Source organism: Agromyces sp. GXS1127 (assembly GCF_050565425.1).
Classification (GTDB): Bacteria; Actinomycetota; Actinomycetes; order Actinomycetales; family Microbacteriaceae; genus Agromyces.
In genome coordinates this window covers 394,599-420,281 of the sequence record NZ_JBOCIG010000003.1, presented here as the reverse complement: position 1 = coordinate 420,281, position 25,683 = coordinate 394,599, and the positions used below count along the sequence as shown (strand labels likewise).

Annotated in this window: 25 protein-coding genes; 6 read left to right on the top strand and 19 right to left on the bottom strand. The window is 72.4% G+C overall.

Annotated elements, in window-relative coordinates; all coding sequences use genetic code 11:
- Positions 1-25 precede the first annotated feature (25 nt).
- Positions 26-901 carry a fumarylacetoacetate hydrolase family protein gene (locus tag ACQ393_RS07390; RefSeq protein WP_430646182.1) on the top strand — a complete coding sequence of 292 codons (876 nt, stop codon included), beginning with the start codon at positions 26-28 and terminating at the stop codon, positions 899-901.
- Positions 902-928: 27 nt separating this feature from the next.
- Here ACQ393_RS07390 and ACQ393_RS07385 read toward each other — a convergent pair whose 3' ends face one another.
- Positions 929-2,440 (bottom strand): aspartate ammonia-lyase, encoded by a 1,512-nt coding sequence (locus tag ACQ393_RS07385; RefSeq protein ID WP_430646181.1) that lies wholly within the window; start codon positions 2,438-2,440, stop codon positions 929-931.
- 173 nt (positions 2,441-2,613) lie between these two features.
- Positions 2,614-2,904, bottom strand: a complete 291-nt coding sequence (locus ACQ393_RS07380) for a DUF4190 domain-containing protein (RefSeq protein ID WP_430646180.1) — start codon at positions 2,902-2,904, stop codon at positions 2,614-2,616.
- A 159-nt stretch (positions 2,905-3,063) separates the two neighbouring features.
- Here ACQ393_RS07380 and ACQ393_RS07375 point away from each other — a divergent pair, with 159 nt between their 5' ends.
- Complete coding sequence (locus ACQ393_RS07375) at positions 3,064-4,401, top strand: uracil-xanthine permease family protein (RefSeq protein ID WP_430646179.1); 1,338 nt, start codon at positions 3,064-3,066, stop codon at positions 4,399-4,401.
- Between the two features lie 57 nt (positions 4,402-4,458).
- Here ACQ393_RS07375 and ACQ393_RS07370 read toward each other — a convergent pair whose 3' ends face one another.
- The 6 genes from ACQ393_RS07370 to ACQ393_RS07345 form a co-directional block, all read right to left on the bottom strand.
- Positions 4,459-5,949 (bottom strand): NCS2 family permease, encoded by a 1,491-nt coding sequence (locus ACQ393_RS07370; protein ID WP_430646178.1) that lies wholly within the window; start codon positions 5,947-5,949, stop codon positions 4,459-4,461.
- A gap of 104 nt (positions 5,950-6,053) precedes the next feature.
- Positions 6,054-6,389: a peptidase gene (locus tag ACQ393_RS07365; RefSeq protein ID WP_430646177.1), complete on the bottom strand. Its 336-nt coding sequence runs from the start codon at positions 6,387-6,389 to the stop codon at positions 6,054-6,056.
- A complete protein-coding gene (locus ACQ393_RS07360; RefSeq protein ID WP_430646176.1) occupies positions 6,386-7,564 on the bottom strand; it encodes an inorganic phosphate transporter in 1,179 nt (392 codons plus the stop codon). The genes ACQ393_RS07365 and ACQ393_RS07360 overlap by 4 nt, the downstream gene beginning before the upstream one ends.
- A 91-nt stretch (positions 7,565-7,655) precedes the next feature.
- Entirely contained in the window at positions 7,656-8,147 is a 492-nt protein-coding gene (locus ACQ393_RS07355; protein WP_430646175.1) for an 8-oxo-dGTP diphosphatase, read from the bottom strand.
- Between the two features lie 4 nt (positions 8,148-8,151).
- Positions 8,152-9,183: a 6-phosphofructokinase gene (locus ACQ393_RS07350; protein ID WP_430646174.1), complete on the bottom strand. Its 1,032-nt coding sequence runs from the start codon at positions 9,181-9,183 to the stop codon at positions 8,152-8,154.
- A 154-nt stretch (positions 9,184-9,337) separates the two neighbouring features.
- The gene (locus ACQ393_RS07345) at positions 9,338-11,461 is read right to left on the bottom strand and encodes a DEAD/DEAH box helicase (RefSeq protein WP_430646173.1); all 2,124 of its coding nucleotides are present in this window, start codon (positions 11,459-11,461) and stop codon (positions 9,338-9,340) included.
- Between the two features lie 265 nt (positions 11,462-11,726).
- Here ACQ393_RS07345 and ACQ393_RS07340 point away from each other — a divergent pair, with 265 nt between their 5' ends.
- Positions 11,727-11,939 carry a hypothetical protein gene (locus tag ACQ393_RS07340; RefSeq protein ID WP_430646172.1) on the top strand — a complete coding sequence of 71 codons (213 nt, stop codon included), beginning with the start codon at positions 11,727-11,729 and terminating at the stop codon, positions 11,937-11,939.
- Positions 11,940-11,948: 9 nt separating this feature from the next.
- Here ACQ393_RS07340 and ACQ393_RS07335 read toward each other — a convergent pair whose 3' ends face one another.
- The gene (locus tag ACQ393_RS07335; RefSeq protein ID WP_430646171.1) at positions 11,949-13,928 is read right to left on the bottom strand and encodes a DUF2207 family protein; all 1,980 of its coding nucleotides are present in this window, start codon (positions 13,926-13,928) and stop codon (positions 11,949-11,951) included.
- A 106-nt stretch (positions 13,929-14,034) separates the two neighbouring features.
- Between ACQ393_RS07335 and ACQ393_RS07330 the strand changes: the two genes are divergently transcribed.
- Both ACQ393_RS07330 and ACQ393_RS07325 read left to right on the top strand, forming a co-directional pair.
- On the top strand, positions 14,035-14,313 hold the full coding sequence (locus ACQ393_RS07330) for a metal-sensitive transcriptional regulator (protein ID WP_430646170.1): 279 nt from the start codon (positions 14,035-14,037) through the stop codon (positions 14,311-14,313).
- 7 nt (positions 14,314-14,320) lie between these two features.
- The gene (locus tag ACQ393_RS07325) at positions 14,321-14,872 is read left to right on the top strand and encodes an O-acetyl-ADP-ribose deacetylase (RefSeq protein WP_430646169.1); all 552 of its coding nucleotides are present in this window, start codon (positions 14,321-14,323) and stop codon (positions 14,870-14,872) included.
- Between the two features lie 3 nt (positions 14,873-14,875).
- Here ACQ393_RS07325 and ACQ393_RS07320 read toward each other — a convergent pair whose 3' ends face one another.
- From ACQ393_RS07320 to ACQ393_RS07285, 8 genes are all read right to left on the bottom strand, one after another.
- A complete protein-coding gene (locus ACQ393_RS07320) occupies positions 14,876-15,823 on the bottom strand; it encodes a glycerophosphodiester phosphodiesterase (protein WP_430646168.1) in 948 nt (315 codons plus the stop codon).
- Between the two features lie 78 nt (positions 15,824-15,901).
- On the bottom strand, positions 15,902-17,413 hold the full coding sequence (locus ACQ393_RS07315) for an SDR family oxidoreductase (RefSeq protein ID WP_430646167.1): 1,512 nt from the start codon (positions 17,411-17,413) through the stop codon (positions 15,902-15,904).
- 58 nt (positions 17,414-17,471) lie between these two features.
- Positions 17,472-17,711: a hypothetical protein gene (locus ACQ393_RS07310; RefSeq protein WP_430646166.1), complete on the bottom strand. Its 240-nt coding sequence runs from the start codon at positions 17,709-17,711 to the stop codon at positions 17,472-17,474.
- Between the two features lie 10 nt (positions 17,712-17,721).
- A complete protein-coding gene (locus ACQ393_RS07305; protein WP_430646165.1) occupies positions 17,722-18,582 on the bottom strand; it encodes an aldehyde dehydrogenase family protein in 861 nt (286 codons plus the stop codon).
- Positions 18,579-20,150, bottom strand: coding sequence for an aldehyde dehydrogenase family protein (locus tag ACQ393_RS07300; protein ID WP_430646164.1), 1,572 nt, complete (start codon positions 20,148-20,150; stop codon positions 18,579-18,581). The genes ACQ393_RS07305 and ACQ393_RS07300 overlap by 4 nt, the downstream gene beginning before the upstream one ends.
- Before the next feature lie 18 nt (positions 20,151-20,168).
- Complete coding sequence (deoC, locus tag ACQ393_RS07295; protein ID WP_430646163.1) at positions 20,169-21,176, bottom strand: deoxyribose-phosphate aldolase; 1,008 nt, start codon at positions 21,174-21,176, stop codon at positions 20,169-20,171.
- A gap of 33 nt (positions 21,177-21,209) precedes the next feature.
- Positions 21,210-22,154, bottom strand: coding sequence for a sugar-binding transcriptional regulator (locus ACQ393_RS07290; RefSeq protein WP_430646162.1), 945 nt, complete (start codon positions 22,152-22,154; stop codon positions 21,210-21,212).
- Positions 22,155-22,347: 193 nt separating this feature from the next.
- A complete protein-coding gene (locus tag ACQ393_RS07285) occupies positions 22,348-23,562 on the bottom strand; it encodes a CynX/NimT family MFS transporter (protein ID WP_430646161.1) in 1,215 nt (404 codons plus the stop codon).
- Positions 23,563-23,584: 22 nt separating this feature from the next.
- On the opposite strand from ACQ393_RS07285, the gene ACQ393_RS07280 reads away from it, so the two are divergent.
- Entirely contained in the window at positions 23,585-24,262 is a 678-nt protein-coding gene (locus ACQ393_RS07280; protein ID WP_430646160.1) for a hypothetical protein, read from the top strand.
- A 27-nt stretch (positions 24,263-24,289) separates the two neighbouring features.
- Here the strand turns inward: ACQ393_RS07280 and ACQ393_RS07275 are convergent, their stop codons facing one another.
- Positions 24,290-25,219, bottom strand: a complete 930-nt coding sequence (locus tag ACQ393_RS07275; protein ID WP_430646159.1) for a bifunctional riboflavin kinase/FAD synthetase — start codon at positions 25,217-25,219, stop codon at positions 24,290-24,292.
- Positions 25,216-25,674 carry a hypothetical protein gene (locus ACQ393_RS07270; protein WP_430646158.1) on the bottom strand — a complete coding sequence of 153 codons (459 nt, stop codon included), beginning with the start codon at positions 25,672-25,674 and terminating at the stop codon, positions 25,216-25,218. Before ACQ393_RS07270 ends, ACQ393_RS07275 begins: the two co-directional genes overlap by 4 nt.
- Between the last annotated feature and the right edge of the window lie 9 nt (positions 25,675-25,683).

Below are 25,683 nucleotides of genomic sequence, written 5' to 3'. Positions count from 1 at the left end.
CGGAACCGGCCGATAGCCTAGATGAGTGAAGTTCGCACACCTCCGAGTCGAAGGCCGGACGACCCCCCGACTCGCGGTGGTCCACGACGAACAGGCGACCTTCCTGGACGAGGTCATGGCCGACGCGCCACGCGACCTGCAGGAGCTCATCGAGCGCGGCCCCGACGGCCTCGCCGAGGTGCGCGCCGTGGTCGAGGCGGCCGCCGCATCCGGTGCGCCGACCCTGCCCGTCGCCGAACTCCGCCACGACTCGGCCGTCCTGCGGCCCACCCAGGTGCTCGCGATCGGCGCGAACTACGCCGCCCACGCGTCCGAGCTGAAGCTCCGCTCCGAGTCGGCGATGACGATCTTCTCGCTCTGGCCCAACTCGCTCGGCGCGCACGGCGCGACGACCACGTGGGCGGGCGACGTCGCGACCCAGGTCGACTACGAGGCCGAGCTCGGGGTGATCATCGGCACGCCCGCGCGGAACGTGTCGCCGCAGGACGCCCTCGACCACGTCTGGGGCTACACGGTCGTCAACGACATCACGGCCCGCGACATCCAGTTCAGCGAGGCCCAGTGGTCGCGCTGCAAGTCGTTCGACGGCTTCACCCCGACCGGACCCGTCGTCGTCACGGCCGACGAGATCCCCGATCCGCAGGACCTCTGGCTCACGACCAACCTCGACGGCCACATCCTCCAAGACGCCTCGACGAACGAGATGGTCCGCAGCGTCGCCGAGATCATCTCCTACCTCTCGAAGACCGCGACCCTGCCCGCGGGCACGCTCATCTCGACCGGCAGCCCGGGCGGCGCCGGGTACTCCCGGAACCCGCAGGTGTTCCTGCACGACGGCTCGACCGTCACCGTGACGATCGAGGGCATCGGATCGCTCACGACGCACTGCCGCGTGATCTAGTCCGAGAGGAGCGATGCCCTGCCGCGCTCAGTCGCTCGGCTCGCCCTTCAGCTCGACGACGTTGATCGCCTGCGTGATGGGGTGCACACCGGACAGACGCGACGGCAGCAGCTGCCGCGTCACGTCCTCGCGGGTCATGAGACCCGCCTCGACGACGAGGTCGGCGACCGGACGGCCGGTCGCGAGCGCGGCCTTGGCGAGCTTCGCCGCCGCGGTGTAGCCGATGAACGGGATGAGCGCGGTGATCACGCCGACGCTCGACGCGACCTGCGCGTCGAGGAACTCGGTGTTCGCGGTGATGCCGTCGACGCAGTTGACGCGCAGGGTCCAGCAGGCCTGGCGCATCCACGTGATCGACTGCAGCAGCGAGTGCGCGATGACCGGCTCGAACGCGTTGAGCTGCAGCTGGCCGTTCTCGGCGGCCATCATCACGGTGACATCCGCCCCCGCGACCGCGTACGCGACCTGGCTGACCGCCTCGGGGATCACGGGGTTGACCTTGCCCGGCATGATGCTCGAGCCCGCCTGCTTGGGCGGGAGGTTGATCTCGCCGAGGCCCGCCTGGGGGCCGGACGAGAGCAGGCGCAGGTCGTTGCAGATCTTCGAGAGCTTGATCGCGCTGCGCTTCAGGGCGCTCGAGAACGTCATGAAGACACCCGTGTCGCTCGTCGCCTCGACGAGGTCGGGCGCCGTCTCGAGGCGCTGCCCGGTGATCTCGCTGAGGTGGCGCACGACCGCGGCCGCGTAGCCCGGATCGGCCGTGATGCCCGTGCCCACGGCGGTGCCGCCGAGGTTCACCTCGGACAGCAGCTTGATCGTCTCCCGCAGCCGGGCGATGTCCTCGCCGAGGGTCGTCGCGAAGCCGTGGAACTCCTGGCCGAGCGTCATCGGCACCGCGTCCTGCAGCTGCGTGCGGCCGACCTTCAGCACCTCGTGGAACTCGCGGCCCTTGCGCCCGAACGAGATGCGGAGCAGGTCGAGCTCGGTGAGCATCGTCGTGAGCGACGCGGTCATCGCGAGCTTCAACGCGGTCGGGTAGGTGTCGTTCGTCGACTGGCTGCGGTTGACGTCGTCGATCGGGTGGATGACGTCGTAGCGCGCCTTCGGGTGGCCCGCGATCTCGAGCGCGACGTTGGCGATCACCTCGTTGGCGTTCATGTTGGTCGAGGTGCCGGCGCCGCCCTGGATGACGCCGACCACGAACTGGTCGTGGAACTCGCCGTCGATGATGCGCTGGCACGCCTCGTCGATCCACGCCTGCTTGCGGGGTTCGAGCGCGCCGAGCTCCTTGTTCGCCCGGGATGCCGCCTGCTTCACCTGCGCGAGCGCGACGACGAGCTCGGGGTAGACCGAGATGGGGCGCTTCGAGATCGGGAAGTTCTGCAGCGCGCGCATCGTGTGCACGCCCCAGTACGCGTCGGCCGGGACCTCGACCGGCCCGAGCGAGTCGGTCTCGGTCCGGATCTCGGTCGTCTTCGTGGGGATCACCTCGTCCTCCGATCGGACGCTCTCGACGGTGTTGGGATGCGGTCGGGTCATCGACACTTCGGCTCCATCGCCTTCAGGGGACACGCGCGGGATCGCCGCGCTCGGTACGTCACCGAGCCTACTCGCGGGCCCGCGGCGATTCCCGCTGCACGGTGTCTGTTCCGTGCGCGTCCGCTGTACACGGCGTCCGATTCGTGCGCGGGCGCCGGCGCGGCCGGTCGGCGTCAGACGAACGCGAGCGGCGCGAACGGCAGCAGCAGCAGGCCGAAGGCGAGGAACGCGAGGGTCGCGATGACGACGCCGGCCAGCATGACGCCGTTCAGCACGATGCCCCAGATCGCCATGGTCCGCCCCGACGGCTCGCGCCGCAGGGCGAGGATGCCGAGCACGAGGCCCGCGACGGGCACCACGAAGGTGAAGCCGGCGACGAGCGAGACGAGGCCGAGCACGAGGCTCGAGACGGCGAACCCGCGCGTCTCGACGTCGGTCGCCGGTGCGGGGGTGAGGGTGGTCATCAGTGGATCTCCTTGTCCATCGGGATGCTCCGAGGCTACGGATGCCGCGGGCGCGACGACATGGGGCGAACCCCCGGATCGGCGGGGCGGCTGACGCCCCCGTCCTCGCCCCGATAGCATCCGAGCGGACCAGCCCGGCTCGACCCCGATCGGAGAACCATGCCCCTGCCCTGGACGCTGCACGGCGACGGAGCCCACGTCGCTCCCGGCGAGGTCGTCGCCCCACGCGAACGCCTCTCGTGGCCGCGCACCATCGGACTGGGCGCGCAGCACGTGGTCGCGATGTTCGGCGCGACCTTCCTCGTCCCGATCCTGACCGGCTTCCCTCCCGCGACGACGCTGTTCTTCTCAGGCATCGGCACGATCCTCTTCCTGCTCGTCACCCGCAACCGCGTGCCGAGCTACCTCGGCTCGTCGTTCGCGTTCATCGCGCCGATCACGGCCGCGACCGCCGCCGAGGGCATCGCGGACCCCATGGGCGCGGCGCTGTTCGGCATCGTCGTCGTCGGCATCCTGCTCGCCCTCGTCGGCCTCGTCGTGCAGTTCGCCGGCTCGCGCTGGATCGACGTGCTCATGCCGCCCGTCGTCGCCGGCGCCATCGTCGCCCTCATCGGGTTGAACCTCGCTCCCGTGGCGCGCACCAACTTCGAGGCCGCGCCGCTCACGGCCCTCATCACCCTCACGGCGGTGATCGTCGCGAGCGTCGCGTTCCGCGGCATCCTCGGGCGCATGTCGATCCTGCTCGGCGTCGTGATCGGCTACGTCGCCGCGGTCGTGCAGGGCGAGGTCGACTTCGCGGCCGTCGGCGAGGCCGCCTGGGTCGGCCTGCCCGCCTTCCACCTGCCCGCGAACCCGGTGGCGGATGCCGCGGTGTGGGGGCTGCTCCCGGCCTTCCTGCCGGTCGTGCTCGTCCTCGTCGCCGAGAACGTCGGGCACATCCGCGGCGTCGCGCAGATGACCGATCCGTCGGTCAACGCGTTCACCGGCCGTGCGCTCTTCGCGGACGGGCTCGCGACCACGATCGCCGGCTTCTTCGGCGGCTCCGGCACGACCACCTACGGCGAGAACATCGGCGTCATGGCTGCGACCCGCGTGTACTCGACCGCCGCGTACTGGGTCGCCGGCGCCTTCGCCGTGCTCCTCGGCCTGTCGCCGAAGGTCGGCGCGCTCATCAACACGATCCCCGCGGGCGTGCTCGGCGGCGTCACGACGGCCCTCTACGGCCTCATCGGCGTCATCGGCGTGAAGATCTGGGTGGACAACCGGGTCGACTTCCGCAGCCCCGTCAACCAGTTCACGGCGGCCACCGCCCTCGTCATCGGCATCGCCGACTTCACGTTCTCGTTCGGGCAGGTCGCGTTCAACGGCATCGCGCTCGGCACGATCGCCGCGATCGTGATCTACCACCTCATGAACGGGATCGCGCGATGGCGGGGCACGGGCGCGCCGGCGGAGACGCCGGCCCCGGGACCCGAGCCCGCCCGCACCGGGGAATGACCGACGGCCGCGCCGGCGGAGCGGACTCGCTCCGCCGGCGCGACCGCGCGGCCGGCGTCAGCCCCCGAGCAGCATCTCGACGGGACCGCGGGCGAAGTAGAGCACGAACCCGGCCGCGACGATCCACAGCAGGGGGCTGATCTCCCTCGCCTTGCCGGCGAACGTGCGCACGACCACCCAGCTGACGAAGCCCGCGCCGATGCCGTTCGCGATCGAGTAGGTGAGCGGCATCACGGTCACCGTGAGGAACACCGGCAGCAGCACGCTGAAGTCGGAGAGGTCGATGTCGCGGATCTGCGCCATCATGAGGGCACCCACGATGACGAGCGCGGCCGCGGCGACCTCGGACGGCACGACCGACGTGAGCGGCGTGAGGAACATCGCGAGGAGGAAGAGCGCACCGGTGACGAGGTTCGCGAGGCCCGTGCGCGCGCCCTCGCCGATGCCCGAACCCGACTCGATGAAGACCGTGTTCGACGAGCTCGAGGTGAAGCCGCCCGCGACGGCGCCGACGCCCTCGACGACGAGCGCGGACCGCAGGCGCGGGAACTCCCCCTTCGCGTCGGCGAGCCCGGCCTCCTTCGACAGGCCGGTCATGGTGCCGAGCGCGTCGAAGAAGTTCGTGAAGACGAGCGTGAAGACGAGCATGAGCGCGGCGAGCACGCCGATCCGCTCGAAGCTGCCGAAGCTCACCTGGCCGACGAGCGACAGGTCGGGCAGGCTCACCCACTGCGCGGGCAGCTCGGGCACCGACAGGCCCCAGCCCTGCGGGTTGACGCTGCCGTCGCCGCCGACCTTCGGCCCGAGGTCGAGGATCGCCTCGAGCGCGATCGCGAGCACGGTTCCGGAGAGCAGGCCGATGAGGATGCCGCCCTTGACCCGGAGCGCGACGAGCACGCCAGTGGCGAGCAGCGTGACGACGAACACGAGCGTGGGCACCGTCGCGAGGGAGCCGTCGATCCCGAGGCCGACGGGCGGCGACGCCACGCCCGTGGCGGTGACGAAGCCCGCGTCGACGAACCCGATGAACGCGATGAAGAGGCCGATGCCGACCGTGATCGCGAGCTTCAGCGGCATGGGCACCGCCTCGAAGATGAGACGTCGGAGGCCGGTGGCGGCGAGCAGGACGATGATGAGGCCGTTGATCAGCACGAGCCCCATCGCCTCGGGCCAGGTGACCTGGCCGACGACCGAGACCGCGAGGAAGGAGTTGATGCCGAGGCCCGCCGCGAAGGCGAACGGCAGGCGCGCCACGACGCCGAAGAGGATCGTCATCACGCCGGCGGTCAGCGCGGTCACCGCCGCGACCTGCGCGAAGCCCAGGTCGTCGCCCGCGACATCCGTGCCGCCCGACAGGATGATCGGGTTCAGGATGACGATGTAGGCCATCGTGACGAAGGTCACGACACCGCCGCGGATCTCGGCGGGGATCGTCGAGCCGCGGCGGGTGATCTCGAAGAAGCGATCGAACGCGTTCTTCGGTGCGGGCGCCGCGGCGGGATCGGGTGCCGGCTCGGGCGTCGTCTCGGTGTCGGGTCGAGTGGTCATGTCGTCCAGTGTCTCGTCGGGTGCGCGCGACGCGCGCACATCGGTCGGGGATCCGCTCGGTCGAGCGGTGCGGGACGACGGTGGCCCGACGATCGAGGCGCGGCTCAACCGCCGTGCAGCGCGGGCACGATCAGGTAGATGCCGTAGAGCACCGCCAGGCCGCTGACCGCGAAGCACGCCCACGCGCCGACGACGGCGAGCCGCTTCTGGCCCTCGGTGAGCGGGCTCTTCCGCGCGGCCTTCGCGGCGCGCTTGGCCGCCTTGGCGGCCGCCTCGGGGGTGATCACCGTGATCGCGTCGGTGAACTCCGCGGGGGCGACGACGGGCGTGCGTCCGCCGATCGTGAGCAGGCGGATGCCGAGCGCGTAGGCGCTCACGACGACGCTCGCGCCCACGAGCGAGGCGACGAGCACGATCACGAACGAGATCCAGTCGATCACGAGGTCACCTTCCGCTTCGGCTTGGGATTGCGCTTGATCCTCACGGCGCGACCCGAGTCGGCCACCTCGCTGAGGACGTTCCGGTGCGACACCTCGTCGCGACGCGACCACAGGAAGATGCCGCCGATGATCACGGCGGCCGCGACGGCGTCGATCAGCACGCCGACCACGCCCATGGTCGCGACGAGCGCCGCGAGCGCGCCGACGCCGCCGGCGGCGGGCAGGGTGAGGATCCAGCCGATGCCGATACGGCCGGCGGTGCGCCACCGCACGGTCGATCCGCGGCGGCCGAGGCCGGAGCCGATCACCGAGCCGGATGCCACCTGCGTGGTCGACAGTGCGAAGCCGAGGTGGCTCGAGGCGAGGATGGTGGCCGCGGTCGCGGTCTCGGCCGCGAAGCCCTGGGCGGGCTTGACGTCGGTGAGCCCCGTTCCGAGCGTCTTGATGATGCGCCACCCGCCCATGTAGGTGCCGAGCGCGATGGCGACGGCGCAGGTGACGACGACCCACGTCTCGGGGCCTGAGCCCACCGGCTGGGCGCCGACCGAGATCAGCGTGAGCGTGATGACGCCCATGGTCTTCTGGGCGTCGTTCGTGCCGTGCGCGAGCGCGACGAGCGAACTGGAGAAGATCTGCGCGTGCCGGAAGCCGTCGCGGCCGTCGGGCTTGCCGTCGTAGCGCCTCGTGATCGCGTAGGCGAGCTTCGTCGCGGCGAACGCGACGAGCCCGGCCGTGAGCGGGGCCAGCAGCGCGGGCAGGATGATCTTCGACATGACGACACCGCCGTCGATCGCCTGGAGGCCGAAGCCGACGAGCGCGGCGCCGATCAGGCCGCCGAAGAGCGCGTGGCTCGACGACGACGGCAGGCCGAGGAGCCAGGTCACCATGTTCCAGGTGATCGCGCCGATGAGCCCCGCGAAGATGAGCTCGGGCGTGATGAACACCCCGTCCTCGCCTTCGCGGATGAGGCCGCCCGAGATGGTCTTCGCGACCTCGGTCGACAGGAACGCGCCGATGAGGTTCAGGATGGCGGCGAGCGCGACGGCGACCTTCGGCCTGAGCGCGCCCGTGGCGATGGGCGTCGCCATGGCGTTGGCGGTGTCGTGGAAGCCGTTCGTGAAGTCGAAGAAGAGCGCCAGTGCGATGACCAGCACGACGATGAGGGTGAGATCCACCGGCGTCTTTCTGTCGTCGGCGGACCGGAGTTCGCCGGATGTTCACGGAAGGTGGGTTGCGGAATTCGGCGAGCGCCGAGCCCCGTCGATCCTACGCGACGTGATCGAGCTCATCCACCACGGTCGCGAGGTCCTCGCCGAACACGTAGGTTCGGCGGACCCGTCCCCCGGCGAGCACGTCGGGAAGCCAGCGGCGGGCGTCGTCCCACATCTCGGCGAGCGGAACCTCGTCCAGCGCGAACCACTCGGGGTCGAGCTCGTCGGACGGCGCGGGGACGCCCGCGAACGCACGCACGACGAAGACGTTCGAGACCTGGCTCCACGCCTCGCGGTGCGGGAAGAGGTAGGTCAGGCGACCCCGCGGCTCGAGGTCGGCGGCCGCGACGACGAGCCCCGACTCCTCCTCGACCTCGCGCACGGCCGCCTCGACCGCCGACTCCCCCGCCTCGAGCTTGCCGCCGAGCCCGACGTAGTTGCCGGCGCCGAGGCCGTGCTTCTTCCGGCCGAGCAGCACCTCGGTGCGCCCGCCGGCCTCGCGGAGCACGTAGCAGACGCAGACCTCGGGCAGCGGCATCCGCGGCATCCGCTCAGCCGAAGAGGATCCGCGCCTCGTCGTAGCGCGACTGCGGCACGACGTTGAGGCCTCCGGTGGCCTCCGCGATCGACACCCGGGCGATGTCGGTGCCGCGGAGCGTGACCATGGTGCCCCACGCGCGGTCGACCGCGGCGTCGACCGCCGCCATGCCGAGGCGCGTCGCGAGCACCCGGTCGTACGCCGACGGCGCGCCGCCGCGCTGGATGTGGCCGAGCACCGTGTGGCGCGACTCGATGCCGGTGCGCTCCTCGATCATCGGCGCGAGCTTCTCGGCGATCCCGCCGAGACGGGGGCGGTTGAACGCGTCGAGGCCGAGGTGCGAGTGCGCCTCCTCCATCGTGTCGAGCTTGAAGCCCTCGGCGACCACGATGAGGGGCGCGCGGCCGCGGTCGCGGACCGACTCCACGTACTCGCAGATCTCGTCGATGCCCATGGGCTGCTCGGGGATGAGGATGGCGTGCGCGCCGCCGGCCATGCCCGAGTGCAGCGCGATCCACCCGACATGGCGGCCCATGACCTCGAGCACGATCGCGCGGTTGTGCGACTCGGCGGTGGTGCGCAGGCGGTCGATCGCCTCGGTCGCGATCTCGACGGCCGTGTCGAAGCCGAAGGAGTAGTCGGTCGCGGCGAGGTCGTTGTCGATGGTCTTCGGCACGCCGACGACGGGGATGCCGCCCTCGTCGACCAGGCGACGGGCGGCCGTGAGGGTGCCCTCGCCGCCGATCGCGACGATCGCGTCGATGCCCTCCTCGTCGAGCATGCGGCGGATGTTCTCGGGACCGCCCTGCTCGCCCTCGAACGGGTTCGTGCGGCTCGAGCCGAGGATCGTGCCCCCCTGCTTGGAGAGCCCGCGCACGTCGTGACGCGTGATCGGGATGATGTCGCGCTCGACGACGCCACGCCAGCCCCAGCGGAACCCGACGAACTCCGCGTCGTGCGAGATGACGCCCTTCAGGACAGATCCGCGGATGACCGCGTTCAGTCCGGGGCAGTCTCCGCCGCTCGTCAGAATGCCGATCTTCATGCCTGATGACTCCTCGTGAGGTGGATCGTTCGCGGGGGTGCCGCATCATCGAGGCGCGAACGTCACGGAGTCTAGCGGGGCCCGCGACATCCGGTCGCGTCGTGACGACCCGCCGTCGGCGGGCGTGTGGGGCGAACGGATGCCGCGGCCCGCGCTACAGGGCGCCGTCCAGCGCCTGACGCAGCAGGTGCTGGAGCGCGTCGAGCTGCACCGAGTCGGCCGAGCCGGGCTCCACGTCGCTGCCGTCGAGCGCGCGGAGCGCGAGCCCCTGCTTCTGGTCGATGAGCTCGGCGATCCGGGCGTCGACCGTGTGCGCCGCGATGATGCGCCACGCCGTCACGGGCTCGTCCTGGCCGATGCGGTGCACGCGGTCGATCGCCTGGGTCTGCTCGGCCGCGGTCCAGCTGAGCTCGGCGAGCACCACGTTCGACGCCGATTGCAGGTTCACGCCCACGCCCGCCGCGGTGAGCGAGCACACGGCGATCGAGACGTCGGGTTCGGTGTTGAAGGCGTCGATCGCCTGCTGGCGCGCCACGGCGGTCTGGTCGCCGCGGATCGACACCGTGCGCAGCTCGCGCGCCGCGAACGCGGCCTCGGCCTGGTCCATGACGTCGATGTGCTTGGCGAAGAAGACGACCTTGCCCGCCGAGCGGGCGAGCTGCGCGGCGTAGTCGGCCGCGAGGCCCGCCTTCGCCTGGCCGATGCGCCGCACCATCGTGAAGACGTTCTCGCCGGACTTCGACGACTTCGACTCCTCGAGCTCGGACAGTGCGACGGCCCGGATGTACTGGTCGCGCTCGACCTCGTCGAGGTCGCCGACCCGCAGCTTGCGGGACTCCACGAGCGCGCGGAAGCGGATCGCGAGCCGGTTGCCGAGCTCACGCTCGGCCGCGCGGATGGAACGGCCCAGCTCGTCGTCGAGTTCGACGTGCAGGTCGGCGATGCGCTTGTCGGGCAGGTCGGCGGCGACGTCGACCTTGCGGCGGCGCACGATGCCGAGGTCGATCACGGTGCGGCGCGCCTCGGCGTAGAAGCCGGGCTCGGCCGGCGTGAGGCCCGTCTCCTCGAGCTTGCCGAGGAGTTCGGGCGACGGCCTGTCGCCGATGATCCAGCCGAGGAACTGCCAGATCGCGCGGAAGTCGTCGACGTCGTTGATGAGCGGCGTACCGGTGAGCGCGAGCAGCAGCGGGTCGCCGCCCGGCGTGTTCGAGCGGATGCGCTCGGCGAGCGCGAGGACGTTGCGGGAGCGCTGCGACTGCAGGTTCTTGATGAAGTGCGCCTCGTCGACGACCATGCCCTTGAAGCCCATGGTCGACAGCCACGCCATGTGCCGGTCGAGGATGTCGTAGTTGACGACGACGACGTCGGCGAACGCGTCGACCGTGTCGCCGTCGCCGTGGATCACCGTGGCGCGCCGGTGCGGGGTCCACCGTTCGACCTCGCGCGCCCAGTTCATCTTCACGACGTTCGGCACGACCGCGAGCAGCGGGTAGGCGTCGGCGACGGATGCCGCGAGCACCGACTGCGCGGTCTTGCCGAGGCCGGGCTCGTCCGCGAGGAGGAACGTGCGGTGGCCCTCGCGCGCCGACTCGATGAAGCGCGCCTGGTGGGGCATCAGCTCCAGGCCGCGCGGCGCGAGCCGGTCGACCTTCGGAGCCTCGGGCAGGTCCATGGATGCCGCCTGGCCGCCCGAGCCCGATTCGAACGACTTGAACAGCGGACCGAGCAGCTCCCAGTTGGCCAGGCGCCGGGCGGGGACGACGTGGTGGTCGGCGCGGCTGAAGTCGGGCGCGAGGAACGGGTTGGCGAGCTGCCGCGACTTCACCGACGGCGGGATCACCTGGTTGACGGCGAGCTCCGGGACCGGGGCCGGCTCGCGGACGATGAGCAGTTCGTCCTCGCTGAGCTCGGCGCCGGACTCGAGCAGCCAGTCGCGGCGGAAGCGCTGCGCGACCGTCGAGATCGAGGCATCCGGCTCGAGCAGCGTGATGAGGCTGGTGTCGCGTGCCGCGGTCTTCGCGAGGATCTGGGCGATGCCGTCGAGGCGCTTCAGCAGCTCGGCGCGCGCGCCGTCGGCCAGCTCGCCGTCGGCCTTGACGCGGGCGCGCTCCTCGCGCATCAGCAGCGCGATGACCTGGAACTTCGTGCGGTTCGTGGGGCCCAGCTTGTTCTTCTGGGCCTTCTGCTCGACCTCGCGGACCTTGCGCGCGAGGATCGGGATGATGGGCGCGTCGTCGTCACGCGAGCGCGTGCGCTGTCGCTGCCTCGTCTGGGCCAATGGTCCTCCCCTGTCTGGGCCCGATGCGATCCGGCGTTCGTGACCACGGGCAGGTGGTCGGCACCGGGTGACGGGATCGGACGTCGAGGCCGTCGCGGTGCGCCGGATCCGAAGTGGCCGAGCATGGCGGAGCGAGTTCCCCCAGCCGTCGGTCCGTGGATGGATCCGTCGAGCGCCTGGGCCATTCTACGCGCCGTGGCGGTTCCGGCGCGAATGCGGGCGTCGCGGCCTGTCGCGGGGCGGGCAGCGGGGCTACGCTCGTGGCATGGACGAGTCGACGGGGGTCGGCGGAGGCATCGCCGACGATCACGAGTTCCAGGTCGCCCAGGACGGCGAGCTCCCGCCCGAGCCGGAGCCCGACGAGGACGAGGACGAGCGTCCGGTCGGCGAGGATGCCGACGACGAGGTGGTGGGCATCGATGCGGAGCGCCGCGTCGTCCTACCGGACGAGCGGGCGCCCTCGGCCGACGAGGAGTGAGCGAGCGGGTCAGACCCCGCCGCCGCCCCCGCCTCCGCCGCCGCCGCCCGACGACCCGCCGCCGCCGGAGCCGCCCGACGAGGAGCTGGACGACGATCCGGACCAGCTCGTGCTCGACGCGCTGCTGAACGAGCTCACGCCGGCGGCGAAGTACGCCGCGTTGAAGCCGCTCCGGCCGGCGTACCACTCCGGCTCGCGCCCCGCGGCGGCGTAGAGCTCGGCGAGCTCGTCGCTCCATTCGCGCTCGAGGCCGAAGAGCACCGAGTACGGCAGGAGCTGCTCGTGCAGGCGCAGCACCTGCTCGGCGTCGACCGCGCCGGCGACCGGCGCGGGGCGGTCGAACGGCACGGCCGAGGGCGACGGCGGCGGCAGCTGCGCCGACACCCGCAGCGGCGAGCGCTCGGCGCCCGTCGGCGACTGCAGCATGCGCAGGCGGTCGGCCTCGGCGAGCCGGATGTACTCCCGGAGCCCCTCGAGGTGGTCGCGCGCGGCACGACCGCGCTCCGAGAGCGGACGGACGACGCTCACGACGCCGAGGGTCGCCAGGGCGCCGAGGATGCCGAGGAGGATCGCGAGCCACGGCCATCCGCCGCCCATCCGGTCGTCGATGGCGATGATGCCGAAGACGCCCGCGAGGCCCGCGCCGCCGATCGCCAGTGCGGCGAGCAGGACCCGCAGGCCCGGGGCGGGCCGGCGACGATAGCCCTCGCGTTCGACCCTGGAGTGCACCGACGCGCGGAGCTTCGCGAGGCGCGGACCGAGCGTCGAGTCGCGCGAGCGGAGGTCGCGACGGCTGCCGACGGCGGCGACGGGACCGAAGAGCGCGGCCAGCACGCGCGTCGCGTCGCGGTCCGCGCCGGTCGCCGGTGCCGCGAGTTCGACCGCGTACCGCCTGGGCTTCGTCTCGACGATCCGGACGCGCCGTGCGACCGCCTCGGCGAGCAGCGTCGCGGTGATGCCCTTCGACGGTGCGCGCACGAGGTCGGCGGCCTCCATGAGCGTGATCCCGTCGGGCGGCTCGTACTCGGCGACGACGATGCCTCGGCCGGGGTGGTCGCGCCAGCGGGTGGCCCGGACCGCGATCGCGGCGATGGCCACGCCGAGCGCGACGAGGGCGCCGAACGCCGAGGTCATCGCGGCGGGCGACGACGTGAACCGCTCGTCGCGCGGTTCGAAGGTCCCCGGCGCGAACCCCAGCGCGACGGTCAGGTTCTCGTATGGCCCGAGTGCGACCGCCTCGGCGACGACGACCGGCTGCCCCGCGGCATCCGCCGACAGGCTCTCGCACGGCGTCGACGACCCCTCGTAGCCCCGGTAGCAGGCGGCGTCGCCCGTGAACGCGTCGGCGAGGCCGGGGGCGAGCCGCACCTCGGCCCGGACGACGCCGAACGGCTGGCGCCATCCGGTGCCGTTGACGTCCCAGTAGAACTCCTGGAGGTCCAGGTCGTCCGGGTCGAAGGTGACGTTGCGCTGGTCGTACGTGATGACGTAGGTCTGCTCGCCGTGCACGAAGTCGTCGGCGGCGATCGTCACGAGCTCGAACTCGCCGTCCTCGCTCCGCTCGGTCTCGAACGAGCGCGACGCGCCGTCCTCGTCGACGACCGAACGGACCCGGATGTCGGTCGGGTGCCCATCGTAGAAGCGCGGGATCGCCCGGCGGATGCCCCGGTTCTGGTCGAACTCGGGGAAGACCGCGACGAGCGTCTCGGTGGTCCGGAGCGTGGAGCGACCCCCGTCGTCGCGGCCGAGCTCGTACACGGCCTCGAAGCTCGCGAACGAGAAGTCGTCGACGTCGGCCGGCACGGCCCGGACCGGGCCGGCGAGCGCGGCCGCGGGGGCCACCGCAGCCGCAGCGGTCGCGACGGGGGTCCGACGCTCGAGCGGCGCCGCGGTCGCGGCCGCGGCCGGCCCGCTCGCGGCGCCCATGGCGAGGAGCACGACGAGGGCGACGAGCACCGGGCGGCGCGAGGCCGGACGCGGGGACGACATGCGATCACGGTAGCGAACCGGCGCCCCCGAGTCATCCGTCGTCGTTCCGGTCGGATGTCCCGACGGATACGGCCCCGGGTATCGCGCCCGGGCGTATCCTGACGGGGTGATCGAGGACATCAAGAAGCGGGCGCTGCACCGGACGAAGATCATCGAGGGCCAGCTGCGGGGCATCGAGAAGATGATCGAGAACGAGGACTACTGCGTGGACATCATCACGCTCTCGCTCGCGGTCCAGAAATCCCTCGGGTCGCTGAACAAGCTGCTCGTCGAGAACCACCTCCGCACGCACGTGTCGCACATGTACGAGGAGGGCGGCGACCGGCGCGAGGAGGCCGTGGCCGAGTTGGTCCGCATCTTCGAGCTCTCCAACAACCGGGGCTGAGCAGCGGATGCCGCGGGTCGAGCTCGTCACGGGCGACCTCACGCTCGAGCGCGTCGATGCGATCGTGAACGCGGCGAACTCGTCGCTCCTCGGCGGCGGCGGCGTCGACGGGGCGATCCACCGCGCGGGCGGGCCGGACATCCTCGCCGAGTGCCGCCGGCTCCGGGCGACGACGCTGCCCGACGGACTGCCGACGGGCGAGGCGGTCGCGACGACCGGCGGCCGGCTGGCCGCACGCTGGGTCGTGCACACGGTCGGCCCGGTGTGGCCGGGCGAGGGCCGGGAGGCGGTGCGCCGACGGACGCTCCTCGAGAACGCCTACCGCAACTCGCTCGCACTCGCGGCCGGGCTCGGCGCGACCTCGATCGCCCTGCCCGCCGTCTCGGCCGGGGTCTACGGCTGGCCGGCCGGCGATGCCGCCGAGGTCGCCGTCGCGACGGCCGTCGCCGCGCCGGCCTCGCCCGCGCTCGTGCGCTTCGTGCTCTTCTCCGAGCGCATGCACGCGACCTTCGCGGAGGCCGCCGCACGACTCGGCGCCGACGTGGTCGTGCGCGGCTGAACCTCAGGTGCCGGGTGCGGTCGACGCGATCCAGGCGTCGAGGTTGCTCGGCTGGTCGGTGATGATGCCGTCGACCCCGAGCGCGCTGACCTCCTGCCAGCGGTCCTGGCTGTTCAGCGTGTAGCAGAGCACCGCGATGCCGGCGGCGTGGGCGGCGTCGATCGCCTCGGGCGCCGCGGTGACGGATGCCGCGGTCGTGCCGAACCCGATGAGCCCGAGCTGCTCGGCGAGCGGCACCGGATCGGCCGGCAGCTCGCGGATGAGCATGATGCGCGGCGTGGTGGGCGAGACGCGCTGGATCGACTGGAGGGTCTCGATGCTGAAGCTCTGGAGGACGACCCGGCCGCGGAGCCCGTGGCGCTCGACGAGGTCGAGCACGATCCGCACCTCGTCGGCCGTCCAGTCGGCCTTGAGCTCGACGAGCGCCCGTGCCTCCTCGCGCTCGGCGAGCGCGGCGAGGAACGCGTCGAGCGTGGGGATGCGCTCCCCCGCCCACGCCTCGGAGTACCAGGCGCCCGCGTCGACGCGTCGCAGGCGTTCGTGGTCGACCTCCTCGACGCGCAGGTCGCGGCCCGCGATCCGCTCGAGGTCGGTGTCGTGGAAGAGCACGGGGACGCCGTCGCGCGTGAGTCGCACGTCGGTCTCGACGTACGCGAGCTCGTCCATCGCCAGTTCGAGCGAGGGCATCGTGTTCTCGGGCGCCTGGGAGCGATCGCCGCGATGCCCGATGATGGCCGCCGCCTCGCCGGGCTGGCGGAGCGCGCCGAAGACGTCGATCGCGTAGACGTCGTTCGGGGTCGAGACGCCCCAGAGCGTGGCGGCGATCGCGACCATGCCCGTGACGGCGAGCGGGATCCGCACGAGGGGCCTCGGCGGTCGGCCGAGCAGGCGCGGGCGGGGACGAGCAGGGGCCGCGGTCGCCGGGTCGACCGCGTCTCGGGGGTGACGCACGAAGGGGGCCTTTCCACGACCCGCGCCTCCTTGCGCGGGACCGTGCAGGTCACCCTAGCAAACCCCGTTACCTTTTCGTTACCTTTCTTCCGGGTCGGCTCGCGGCGCCCCGGGCGCGGAGGCGGCCTCGGCCTCGGCGGTGATGCGGTTGGCCATCCCGGCGAACACGATCCCGTGGAACGGGAAGACGGCCCACCAGTACAGGCGGCCTGCGAGGCCCTTCGGGAAGTACACCGCGCGCTGGCGGTAGCGCGAGCCCGTGCCATCCGGTTCGGCCGACATCTCGAGCCACGCCCGCCCCGGCACGCGCATCTCGGCCCGGAGCCGGAGGAACCGCGGACGGTCGATGCGCTCGACGCGCCAGAAGTCGACCGCGTCCCCCGGGTGCAGCGTGTCGGGATCGCGGCGGCCGCGGCGCAGGCCGACCCCGCCGAAGAGCTTGTCGATCCAGCCCCGCACCGCCCAGGCGAGCGGGAAGGAGTACCACCCGTTCTCGCCCCCGACGCCCTCGATCACCGCCCAGAGCGCCTCCGGCGGGGCGGTCGAGGCCCGCTCGCGGTGATCGGTGTAGACCGTGTGGCCCGCCCAGTCGGGATCGCTCGGCAGCGGATCGCTCGGAGCACCCGCGACCTCGGCGTTGCGCCAACTCGTCTCGACCTCGCCGGCGCGCTCGCGCTCGAGCGCGAGGCGCACGGCGCGGCGGTAGGGCGTGAGGCCCTCCGCGGGCGGCGGGATGACGTCGTCGATGTCGTGCTCGCGCATGACGCAGTCGAACTGGAGCGATTCGATGATCGGCACCGCGATGCGTCGCGGAATCGGCGTGACGAGGTTCACCCACTGGCCGGCGAGCCACGGCGTGAGCACGGGCAGCGCGGCGATCGGCCGCTGCCGGAGTCCGGCCTCGACCGCGTAGCCGTTCATGAGCTGGCCGTACCGGAACACGTCGGGGCCGCCGATGTCGAACGACCGGTTCACCTCGGGCGGCACCTCGGCCGCCTCGATCAGGTAGTGCAGCACGTCGCGCACGGCGATCGGCTGGATGAAGTTGCGGACCCAGCGGGGCGCCGGCATGTAGGGCAGCACCTCGGTCAGGTGCCGGATCATCTCGAACGACGTCGACCCGGACCCGATGACGACGCCCGCCTGCAGCACGATCGTCGGCACTCCGGAGGCGAGCAGGATCTCCCCGACCTGCACGCGCGACCGGAGATGCCGGGAGAGCCGGCCGCTCGCCGGATGCAGCCCGCCGAGGTACACGATGCGACGCACGCCGTTGCGGCCGGCCGCGCGCGCCATCGTCCGTGCGATCGCGAGCTCGGTCTGCTCGAAGTCCCCACGGCCGCCCATCGAGTGCACGAGGTAGTACACGACGTCGACGTCGCGGGTCGACCGGTCGACCGCCGCGGCATCCGTCAGGTCGCCCTCGACCACCTCGACCCCGGCCGCCCAGGGGACGTCGCGGAGCCGCTCGGGCCGCCGCACGACGACCCGGACGTCGTGGCCGGCGTCGACCAGGCGCGGCACGAGCCGCCCGCCGATGTAGCCGGTCGCGCCGGTCACCAGGACACGCACGGACGGCCCTCCCCTCATCGGACGCCGCTCGTCGCGCGCCGCCGGTCCGGGCCCGCGCCTCGGGCGCCGCACGGCGTCAGCCGTGCTCGTTCCCCCGACGATAGTTGCCGCTCGCGCCAGCGAGGAGGTGCTGCACCTGTGAATCGTCCGCACGTTGCAGCGCCGCGACGAGCTTCGCCGCCGAGCGTCCGCCCACGGTCATGACGAGGCGGCCGCCGCGCAGCACGATCACCGCGCCGTGCCCCGTGACCCGGTAGTCGAACGGGTCGGCGACGAGTCGCCCGCGCTCGTCGGAAGCCCCATCGCGTCCGGACATGCGCGGACGCCTACCGCAGGCTCTTCGTGTGCCAGACCGTCTTGGTCTCGGTGAACGCGGCGATCCGGTCGAGCGTCGGCGCCGCGGCATCCGGCCCCGACTCGGGTCGGAGGACTCGCTTCAGCGTATCGGCCGCCGCGATCTCGAGGTCGACCCAGTCGAGGTCGCCCGCGCCCACGAGGTCGAGCGCGTTGACGTCGGCGTGGCTCGCGAGCCACGGCGCGATCTCGGCGGGCGAACCCGTCAGCACGTTGACGACGCCCTTCGGCACGTCGCTCGTGGCGAGCACCTCGGCGAGGCTGATCGCCGACAGCGGGAACCGTTCGCTCGCGACCGCGACGACCGCGTTGCCGGCGACGAGCGCGGGCGCGATCGCAGAGACGAGCCCCACGAGCGAGGAGTCCTGCGGCGCGACGATCGCGACGACGCCCGTCGGCTCGGGCACCGAGATGTTGAAGTAGGGGCCCGCGACCGGGTTGGCGTTGCCGGCCACCTGCGCGAACTTGTCGGCCCAGCCGGCGTACCAGACCCAGCGGTCGATCGCCTCGTCGACCTGCGCGGCGGCCTGGGCGCGGCTGAGGCCCTCGGCCTCCTCGATCTCGGCGGCGAACTGCGCGCGACGTCCCTCGAGGAGCTCGGCGATGCGGTACAGCACCTGGCCGCGGTTGTAGGCGGTGGCACCCGCCCAGCCGGCGACGGCGCCGCGCGCGGCGACGATCGCGTCGCGCGCGTCCTTGCGCGAGGCCTTCGCCGCGTTGGCGAGGAACCCGCCGTCGGCGGCGCGCACCTCGTAGGTGCGGCCGGACTCGCTGCGCGGGAACGCGCCGCCGATGAACAGCTTGTAGGTCTTGGGCACGGCGAGGCGGCTCACTTCGCGGCTCCCTTCTTCGCGGGCTTGGTCGTTCGGCGGGCGCGGCGGGCCGGCTTCTCGGCGGCGGATGCGACGGATGCCGCGGCAGCGGCCTCGACGGCGCGGGGCGCGGTTCGGCCGGACGAGCCGATCGACGCGGGCGCGAGGTAGGCGCCCAGCCCGTGCCGGCCGCCCTCCCGGCCGTAGCCGGACTCCTTGTAGCCGCCGAACGGGCTCGACGGGTCGAACCGGTTGAACGTGTTCGCCCAGATCACGCCCGCGCGCAGCTGGTCGGCGACGGCGAGGATGCGGCTGCCCTTGTCGGTCCAGATGCCCGCCGAGAGGCCGTACGGCGTGTTGTTGGCCTTCGCGATCGCCTCCTGCGGCGTGCGGAAGGTGAGCACGGAGAGCACCGGCCCGAAGATCTCCTCACGGGCGATGCGGTTCGAGGTCTGCACGTTCGTGAAGATCGTCGGCGCGTACCAGAAGCCGTTCTCGGGGATCTCGCACGGCGCGCTCCAGCGGTCGGCGCCCTCGGCGACGCCCGCGTCGGAGAGCTCGCGGATGCGCTCGAGCTGCTCGCGCGAGTTGATCGCGCCGATGTCGGTGTTCTTGTCGAGCGGGTCGCCGAGGCGGAGGGTCGACAGGCGGGTCTTCAGCCGCTCGACGACCTCGTCGTGGATCGACTCCTGCACGAGCAGGCGGCTGCCGGCGCAGCACACGTGGCCCTGGTTGAAGAAGATGCCGTTCACGATGCCCTCGACGGCCTGGTCGATCGGCGCGTCGTCGAACACGATGTTGGCGGCCTTGCCGCCGAGCTCGAGCGTGACCTTCTTGTGCGTTCCGGCCACCTGCTTCGCGATCGCGCGGCCGACGGCGGTCGAACCGGTGAAGGCGACCTTGTCGACGTCGTCATGGCCGACGAGCGCGGCGCCGGTGTCGCCCGCCCCGGTGATGATGTTCACCACGCCCGGGGGCAGGTCGGCCTGCTGCACGATCTCGGCGAAGATGAGCGCCGTGAGCGGCGTGGTCTCCGCCGGCTTCAGCACGACGGTGTTGCCCGCCGCGAGCGCGGGCGCGATCTTCCACGCGAGCATGAGCAGCGGGAAGTTCCACGGGATGACCTGGGCGGCGACGCCGAGGGCTCGCGGGTTCGCGCCCAGACCGGCGTAGTCGAGCTTGTCGGCCCAGCCGGCGTAGTAGAAGAACCAGGCCGCGACGAGCGGCACGTCGACGTCGCGCGACTCCTTGATCGGCTTGCCGTTGTCGAGCGACTCGGCGACGGCCAGTTCGCGGGCGCGCTCCTGGATGAGGCGCGCGATGCGGAAGAGGTACTTGCCCCGGTCGCGGCCGGTCATGCGCGACCAGACGCGGTCGTGCGCGCGGCGCGCGGCGGCGACGGCGTCGTCGACGTCGGCGGCGTTCGCGTTGGCGATCGTCGCGATCGTCTCCTCGCTCGCGGGCGAGACGGTCTGGAACGGCGTGCCGCGACCGTCGACGAACTCGCCGTCGATGAAGAGGCCGTAGCTGTCGCGGAGCGAGAGGATCGCCCGCGACTCGGGGGCGGGTGCGTATTCGAGGAAGCTCATGAGGTGTGGTGCTCTCGTCTAGTCGATCGTCACGTAGTCGGCGCCGGAGTAGTGCCCGGTCGCCATCTTCTGGCGCTGCAGGAGCACGTCGTTCAGCAGGCTGGAGGCGCCGAACCGGAACAGGTGCGGCTGGAGCCATTCCTCGCCGACCGTCTCGGCCACGGTGACGAGGTACTTGATGGCGTCCTTCGAGGCGCGGATGCCGCCCGCGGGCTTCACGCCGATGCGCTGGCCGGTCATGAGGTGCCAGTCGCGCACGACCTCGAGCATGAGGAGCGTGACGGGCAGCGTGGCCGCGGGCTGCACCTTGCCGGTCGAGGTCTTGATGAAGTCGCCGCCGGCGAGGATGGAGAGCCACGAGGCACGTCGGACGTTGTCGTACGTGACGAGCTCGCCGGTCTCGAGGATCACCTTGAGCGAGGCGCTCGTGCCGTCGGGTCGGCGGCACGCCTCCTTCACGGCGGCGATCTGGTCGAAGACCTGGCCGTAGCGGCCGGCGAGGAACGCGCCGCGGTCGATGACCATGTCGATCTCGTCGGCGCCGTTCGCGACCGCCTCGGCGGTGTCGGCGAGCTTGATCTCGAGCGAGGAGCGGCCCGACGGGAATGCGGTCGCGACCGCCGCGACCGAGATGAGCCCGTCGTCGGGATCGCCGTGGACCGAACCCAGGGCGTCGACCGCGTACGGGACCATGTCGCCGTAGACGCAGACGGCCGCGACGCGCGGGGTCGAGGCATCCGCCGGGTCGGGGTTCATCGCCTTGGCGACGAGCGAGCGCACCTTGCCGGGCGTGTCGGCCCCCTCGAGCGTCGTGAGGTCGATGAGCGAGATGATGCGGTCGAGCGCCCACTGCTTGGAGGTCGTCTTGATGGAGCGCGTGCCGAGGCCTGCGGCGCGCTGCTCGAGCCCGACGGCGTCGACGCCCGCGATGCCGTGGAGGTACCTGCGGAGCGTGGCGTCGTCCGGCTCGCCGCCGAGGACGGCGAGCGCGCGCTCGCGCGCGGTGACGAGGGAGGTGCCGGACATGGTGGGTGACCTGTCTTTCGTGGTGCGGCCGGATCAGCCGTCGAGGAGGTGGAGTGCGGTGGCCTCGTCGGTGACGAGGACGGAGCAGAGGCCGGAGCGCACGACCGCGTCGGCGACGGCGTGCTTGCTGCGGCCCGCGATGACGGCGACGCGGAGTCGGCCGTCGCGGAGCTGGTCGAGCGTCAGGCCGACCGTGCGCGCGTCGAGCGCGGGGTCGACGATGTTGCCCTCGGAGTCGATGTAGCGGCCGACGACGTCGCCGACGGCGCCCTTCTGCACGAGCAGGTCGACGTCGGCCTCGGTGAGGTAGCCGCTCTCGATGTGGACCGACGTGTGGTCGGCGGGCCCGGCGCTGAAGAGGTAGGCGTCGGCGGACCGGGCGAGCTCGATCACGCCCGCGACGACGCGGTCGGACTCGATCGCCTCCTTCGTCGCGAGGTGCTCGAGGATGGCGGGGCTCGGCAGCAGCGTGGCGCTGCCGCCGCCCTTCTGGGCGATCGCGACCGCGGTGGCCGCGGCGGTGCCGGCCCGGCGGTTGAGGCTCACGCCGCCGTTGATCTGGACCACGTTCACGCCCGTGGCCCAGCCGTTGCGGAGGTGCTGCGAGATCTCGAAGAGCGTGCGGCCCCAGCTCACGCCGAGCGTGCGGGGCACGGGACGGAGCGCGGTCAGGTAGTCGGCCGCGGCCTGCGCGGTGCGGGACTGCAGCTCGTCGGGCGAGGCGACGCCGGCGGAGGAGACGACGATCGCGTCCTCCAGCCCACGCTCCTCGCGCAGGCGCCGCTCGATCGGCAGGCGCCTGGCGCGGGGGTGCAGGATCTCGATGCGGATGAAGCCGCGCTGCTTCGCCTGGGCGAGCAGACGCCCGACCTTCCAGCGCGTGAGCCGCAGCGCCTGGCCGATCTCGTCCTGCGTCTTGTTCTCTTCGTAGTAGAGCTCCGCCGCGCGGATCGAGAGGAGTTCGTCGGTCTCGTCCATTCGTCTCCTTCCGCCTCATCCAGCGTAGGCACGCCCGTGGGGATCGGCAACACTCGCGTGCGGTTCTGCTCACATGAGCAGCAGACGAGCGGATGGCGCGCCCCGACACGTGCCGTCGCGCCGTCGCGCGACCGGCGAGCCGACCGGGGGCCGCGTTCGCGCGATCGGCTCCGCGCGCCCGCCCCGGGTCGGCTCAGCGCGCGCGCTCGTCCTCGAGGTTCCCGGCGCGGGCGACCACGAGTCCGGCGAGCAGCGCGGGGACCGAGGTCGCGAGGAGCAGCACGATCGGCGCCGTCCACTCCCCCGTCGCCTCGTGCAGTGCGCCGACCGCGAGCGGACCGAGCGCGACGATGACGTACCCGACGGACTGCGAGAACCCGCTGAGCGCCACCGAGCCGGCGTGCGTGCGCGTCCGCAGGTTCACGAGCACGAGCGAGAGCGGGAAGAGCAGCGGCCCGAGCCCGGCGAGGGCCACCCAGAGCCCGGTGAGGACGCCGGGCGCCACGAGGAGCCCGGCCCATCCCGTCGCGATCGTCACCGCGGCGACCGCGACCATCGCGCGCACCCGGGCCGGCCTCGTGGCGAGCGCGGGCACGACGAGCGAGGCGGGCAGCCCCATCGCCGCGTACAGCGCCACGAGGACGCCCGAGGCGGCGGCGCTCGTGCCCGCGATGTCGGCCAGCATCGACGGCAGCCAGGCGAACACCGCGTAGGCGTTGAAGCCGGCCATGCCGAACATCGTGGCGAGCGCCCAGGCCGTGGGCGAGCGGAACGCGAGTCGGAGCCGATCGGGCTCGGCCTCCTCGGGGAGCTCGCCCCGGCTCGCGCGCCGCGGGTGCACGAGCAGCGCGATCCAGGGCACGAGTGAGACGAGCGCCACTGCGGCCCACACCTCGAGCGAGGTGCGCCATCCGCTGGCCTCGGACACCGGGACGGCCACGAGCGGCGGCACGAAGGTGCTCACCGACATCGCCGTCACGTACAGCGCGGTCACGAGGCCGATGCGGTCCGGGAAGTAGCGCTTCACGAGCGGCGGGAGCAGCACGTTGCCCACGCCCATCGCGGCGAACGTCACCGCGCTCGCGGCGAAGAGCCACCACGCCGAGCCGGCGAGCCCGCGAGCCGCACTGCCGACGACGAGCGCGACGAGCGCGACCACGAGCACGGGCTCGAGCCCCGCACGGCGGGTGAGCACCGGCGTCGCGATGCCGAAGAGCGCGTAGCAGAGCGGCGGCAGCATGCCGAGCAGCCCGACCATCGCGGTCGACACGGCGAAGTCCTGCTCGACCAGGTCGAGGATCGGCGAGAGCGCGGCGACCGCCGTCCGCAGGTTGAACGCGACGAGCAGGATCCCGAGGAGGGCCAACGTGCGACCGTGCCACAGGGTTCTCGGCGTCTCGTCGCTCACCAGCCGAGTCTAGGCTGGTCGCGTGGCCGACCTCTCGCGCTATCTCCCGCTCAGCCGACGCCCCGACGTCGACGAGTCGGGCGTGACGGCCGACCGGCGCGTCGAGACCGCCGAGGTGCTCCGGGCGCTCGCGGTCGTCCTGCGCGCGGGCGGCGCTGCGACGTGGACGAGGCCGACCGAGCGGGCCGGATGGCGCGTGGCGGAGGTCGCGGCCGAGCTCGCGCGCGGCTTCGACCGCTCGCGCACGCGTCGCGCGATCGACGCGGCCGAGCGGTTCGTCCGCGGCGGCGAGGCCCGCCGGCTCGACGAGCTCGAGCCGCTCCCCTCGCCCGACGCGGCCGCCGCCGCGTTCGACGCACGCGCCGACGAGCTCCTCGCCCGTGAACGGCCGACCGGCATCGTCGAGCTCGACGACGCCGTCGTGGCGGCGCTCCTCGTGGGCGGGGCCGCCGGCACCTCGGTCCCGCTGTCGCCCCGGGCCTCCGGGGCCGTGGCGCTCCGGCGCGCCGCGGCGGCGCCGACCGAGATCCGGGCCGTCATCGCCGGGCGCACGCTGCGCGCGACGGACGCGGGCTGGGAGTTCGGGCACGGCAGCCCCCTGGTCGACACCGCGGACGGCATGCTGCGCTTCCTCACCGGCATCGGAACGGTCGCGCCGCATCCGCCGACCGATGCCGAGCGCCCGAAGCCGGACGCCTGACGCCGGCTCCCGCCGCGTGGGTCGCGCTCAGCCGACGAGCGCGCGGGCGCGGTCGACGTCGCGGCCCATCTGCACGATGAGCGCGTCGATGCCGTCGAACTTCTCCATGCCCCGGATGCGGTGCGCGAACTCGACGCCGACGAGGTGGTCGTACAGGTCGAGGTCGCGGTCGAGCACGTACGCCTCGACCTGCTTCTTCGGCACGCCCTCGAAGGTCGGGTTGTCGCCGACCGAGATCGCGGCCGGGTACCGCGTGCCCCCGTCGACGAGCCACCCCGCGTAGACGCCGTCGCCGGGGATGAAGCCCTCGGAGTCGAGCGCGAGATTCGCCGTGGGGTAGCCGAGCTCGCGCCCGCGCTTGAAGCCGTGCACGACGAGCCCGCTGACGGTCGGCGTGTGGCCGAGCAGCTCGGCGGCGTGCTCGACCTCGCCGGCCTCGAGCAGCTGCCTGATCCAGGTCGAGGACACGCGGCGGCCGCCCTCGGGGACGACGTCCTCGACGACGACGACCTCGAACCCGTGCTCCTCGCCCTGGCGGCGGAGCAGGTCGACGTCGCCCTCGTTGCCCGCGCCGTAGCGGAAGTCGTGGCCGACGAGCAGGACCCGGGCGTCGAGGGCCTCGACGAGGAATCGCCGCACGAAGGCGTCGGCGGTGTGCGCCGCGAGCGCGCCGTCGTAGTGCAGGAGGACCGTCGCGTCGAGGCCGGTCGTGGCGAGCAGCTCGAGCTTCTGGCGGGTGCTCACCAGCTGCGGCGGGCAGCGATCGGGCGCGTGGAATGCGGCGGGGTGCCGGTCGAACGTGATCGCGACGGCCGCCAGGTGCCTCGCCTCGGCGATCTCGCGCAGCTTCGCGATGACCGCCCGGTGCCCCTGATGGACGCCGTCGAACTTGCCGATCGTGACGGCGGAGGGACCGTAGTGGGCGGGGACCGCCTCGATCCCCGCGAACGTCCTCACGCCCGGCCCTCCGCGTCGGCCGCCGCGGCATCCTGCACCGGATGGCGTGCGAGCCACCACATGCCGAGCGGCGGCAGGACGAGCGGGATGAAGAGGTACCCCCGGCCGAACCACGACCACACGGTGTCGTGGGGGAAGAGGTCGGGTCGGAGGACGCTCAGCAGGCCGACCACGATCACGCCCGTGAACTCGAACACGATCGTCGCCCAGGCGACGCGGTACCAGGTGCGTCCCGGGCGCACGAGCGCGACGGTCGCGAGGATGTAGACGACCGCGGCGAGCGCGGAGAGCGCGTACGCCAGCGGGGCTTCGTCGAACTTCTCGACGATCTGCACGAGCGAGCGCCCGGTCGCCGCGAGGGCGAGCACGCCGTACACGGCGACGAGCACCCGGCCGATGCCGCTGAGTCGCCCGCGGCGACGCGTGTCGGCAGCGGCGGTGGATGTCTCGTTCATGTCGTTCGA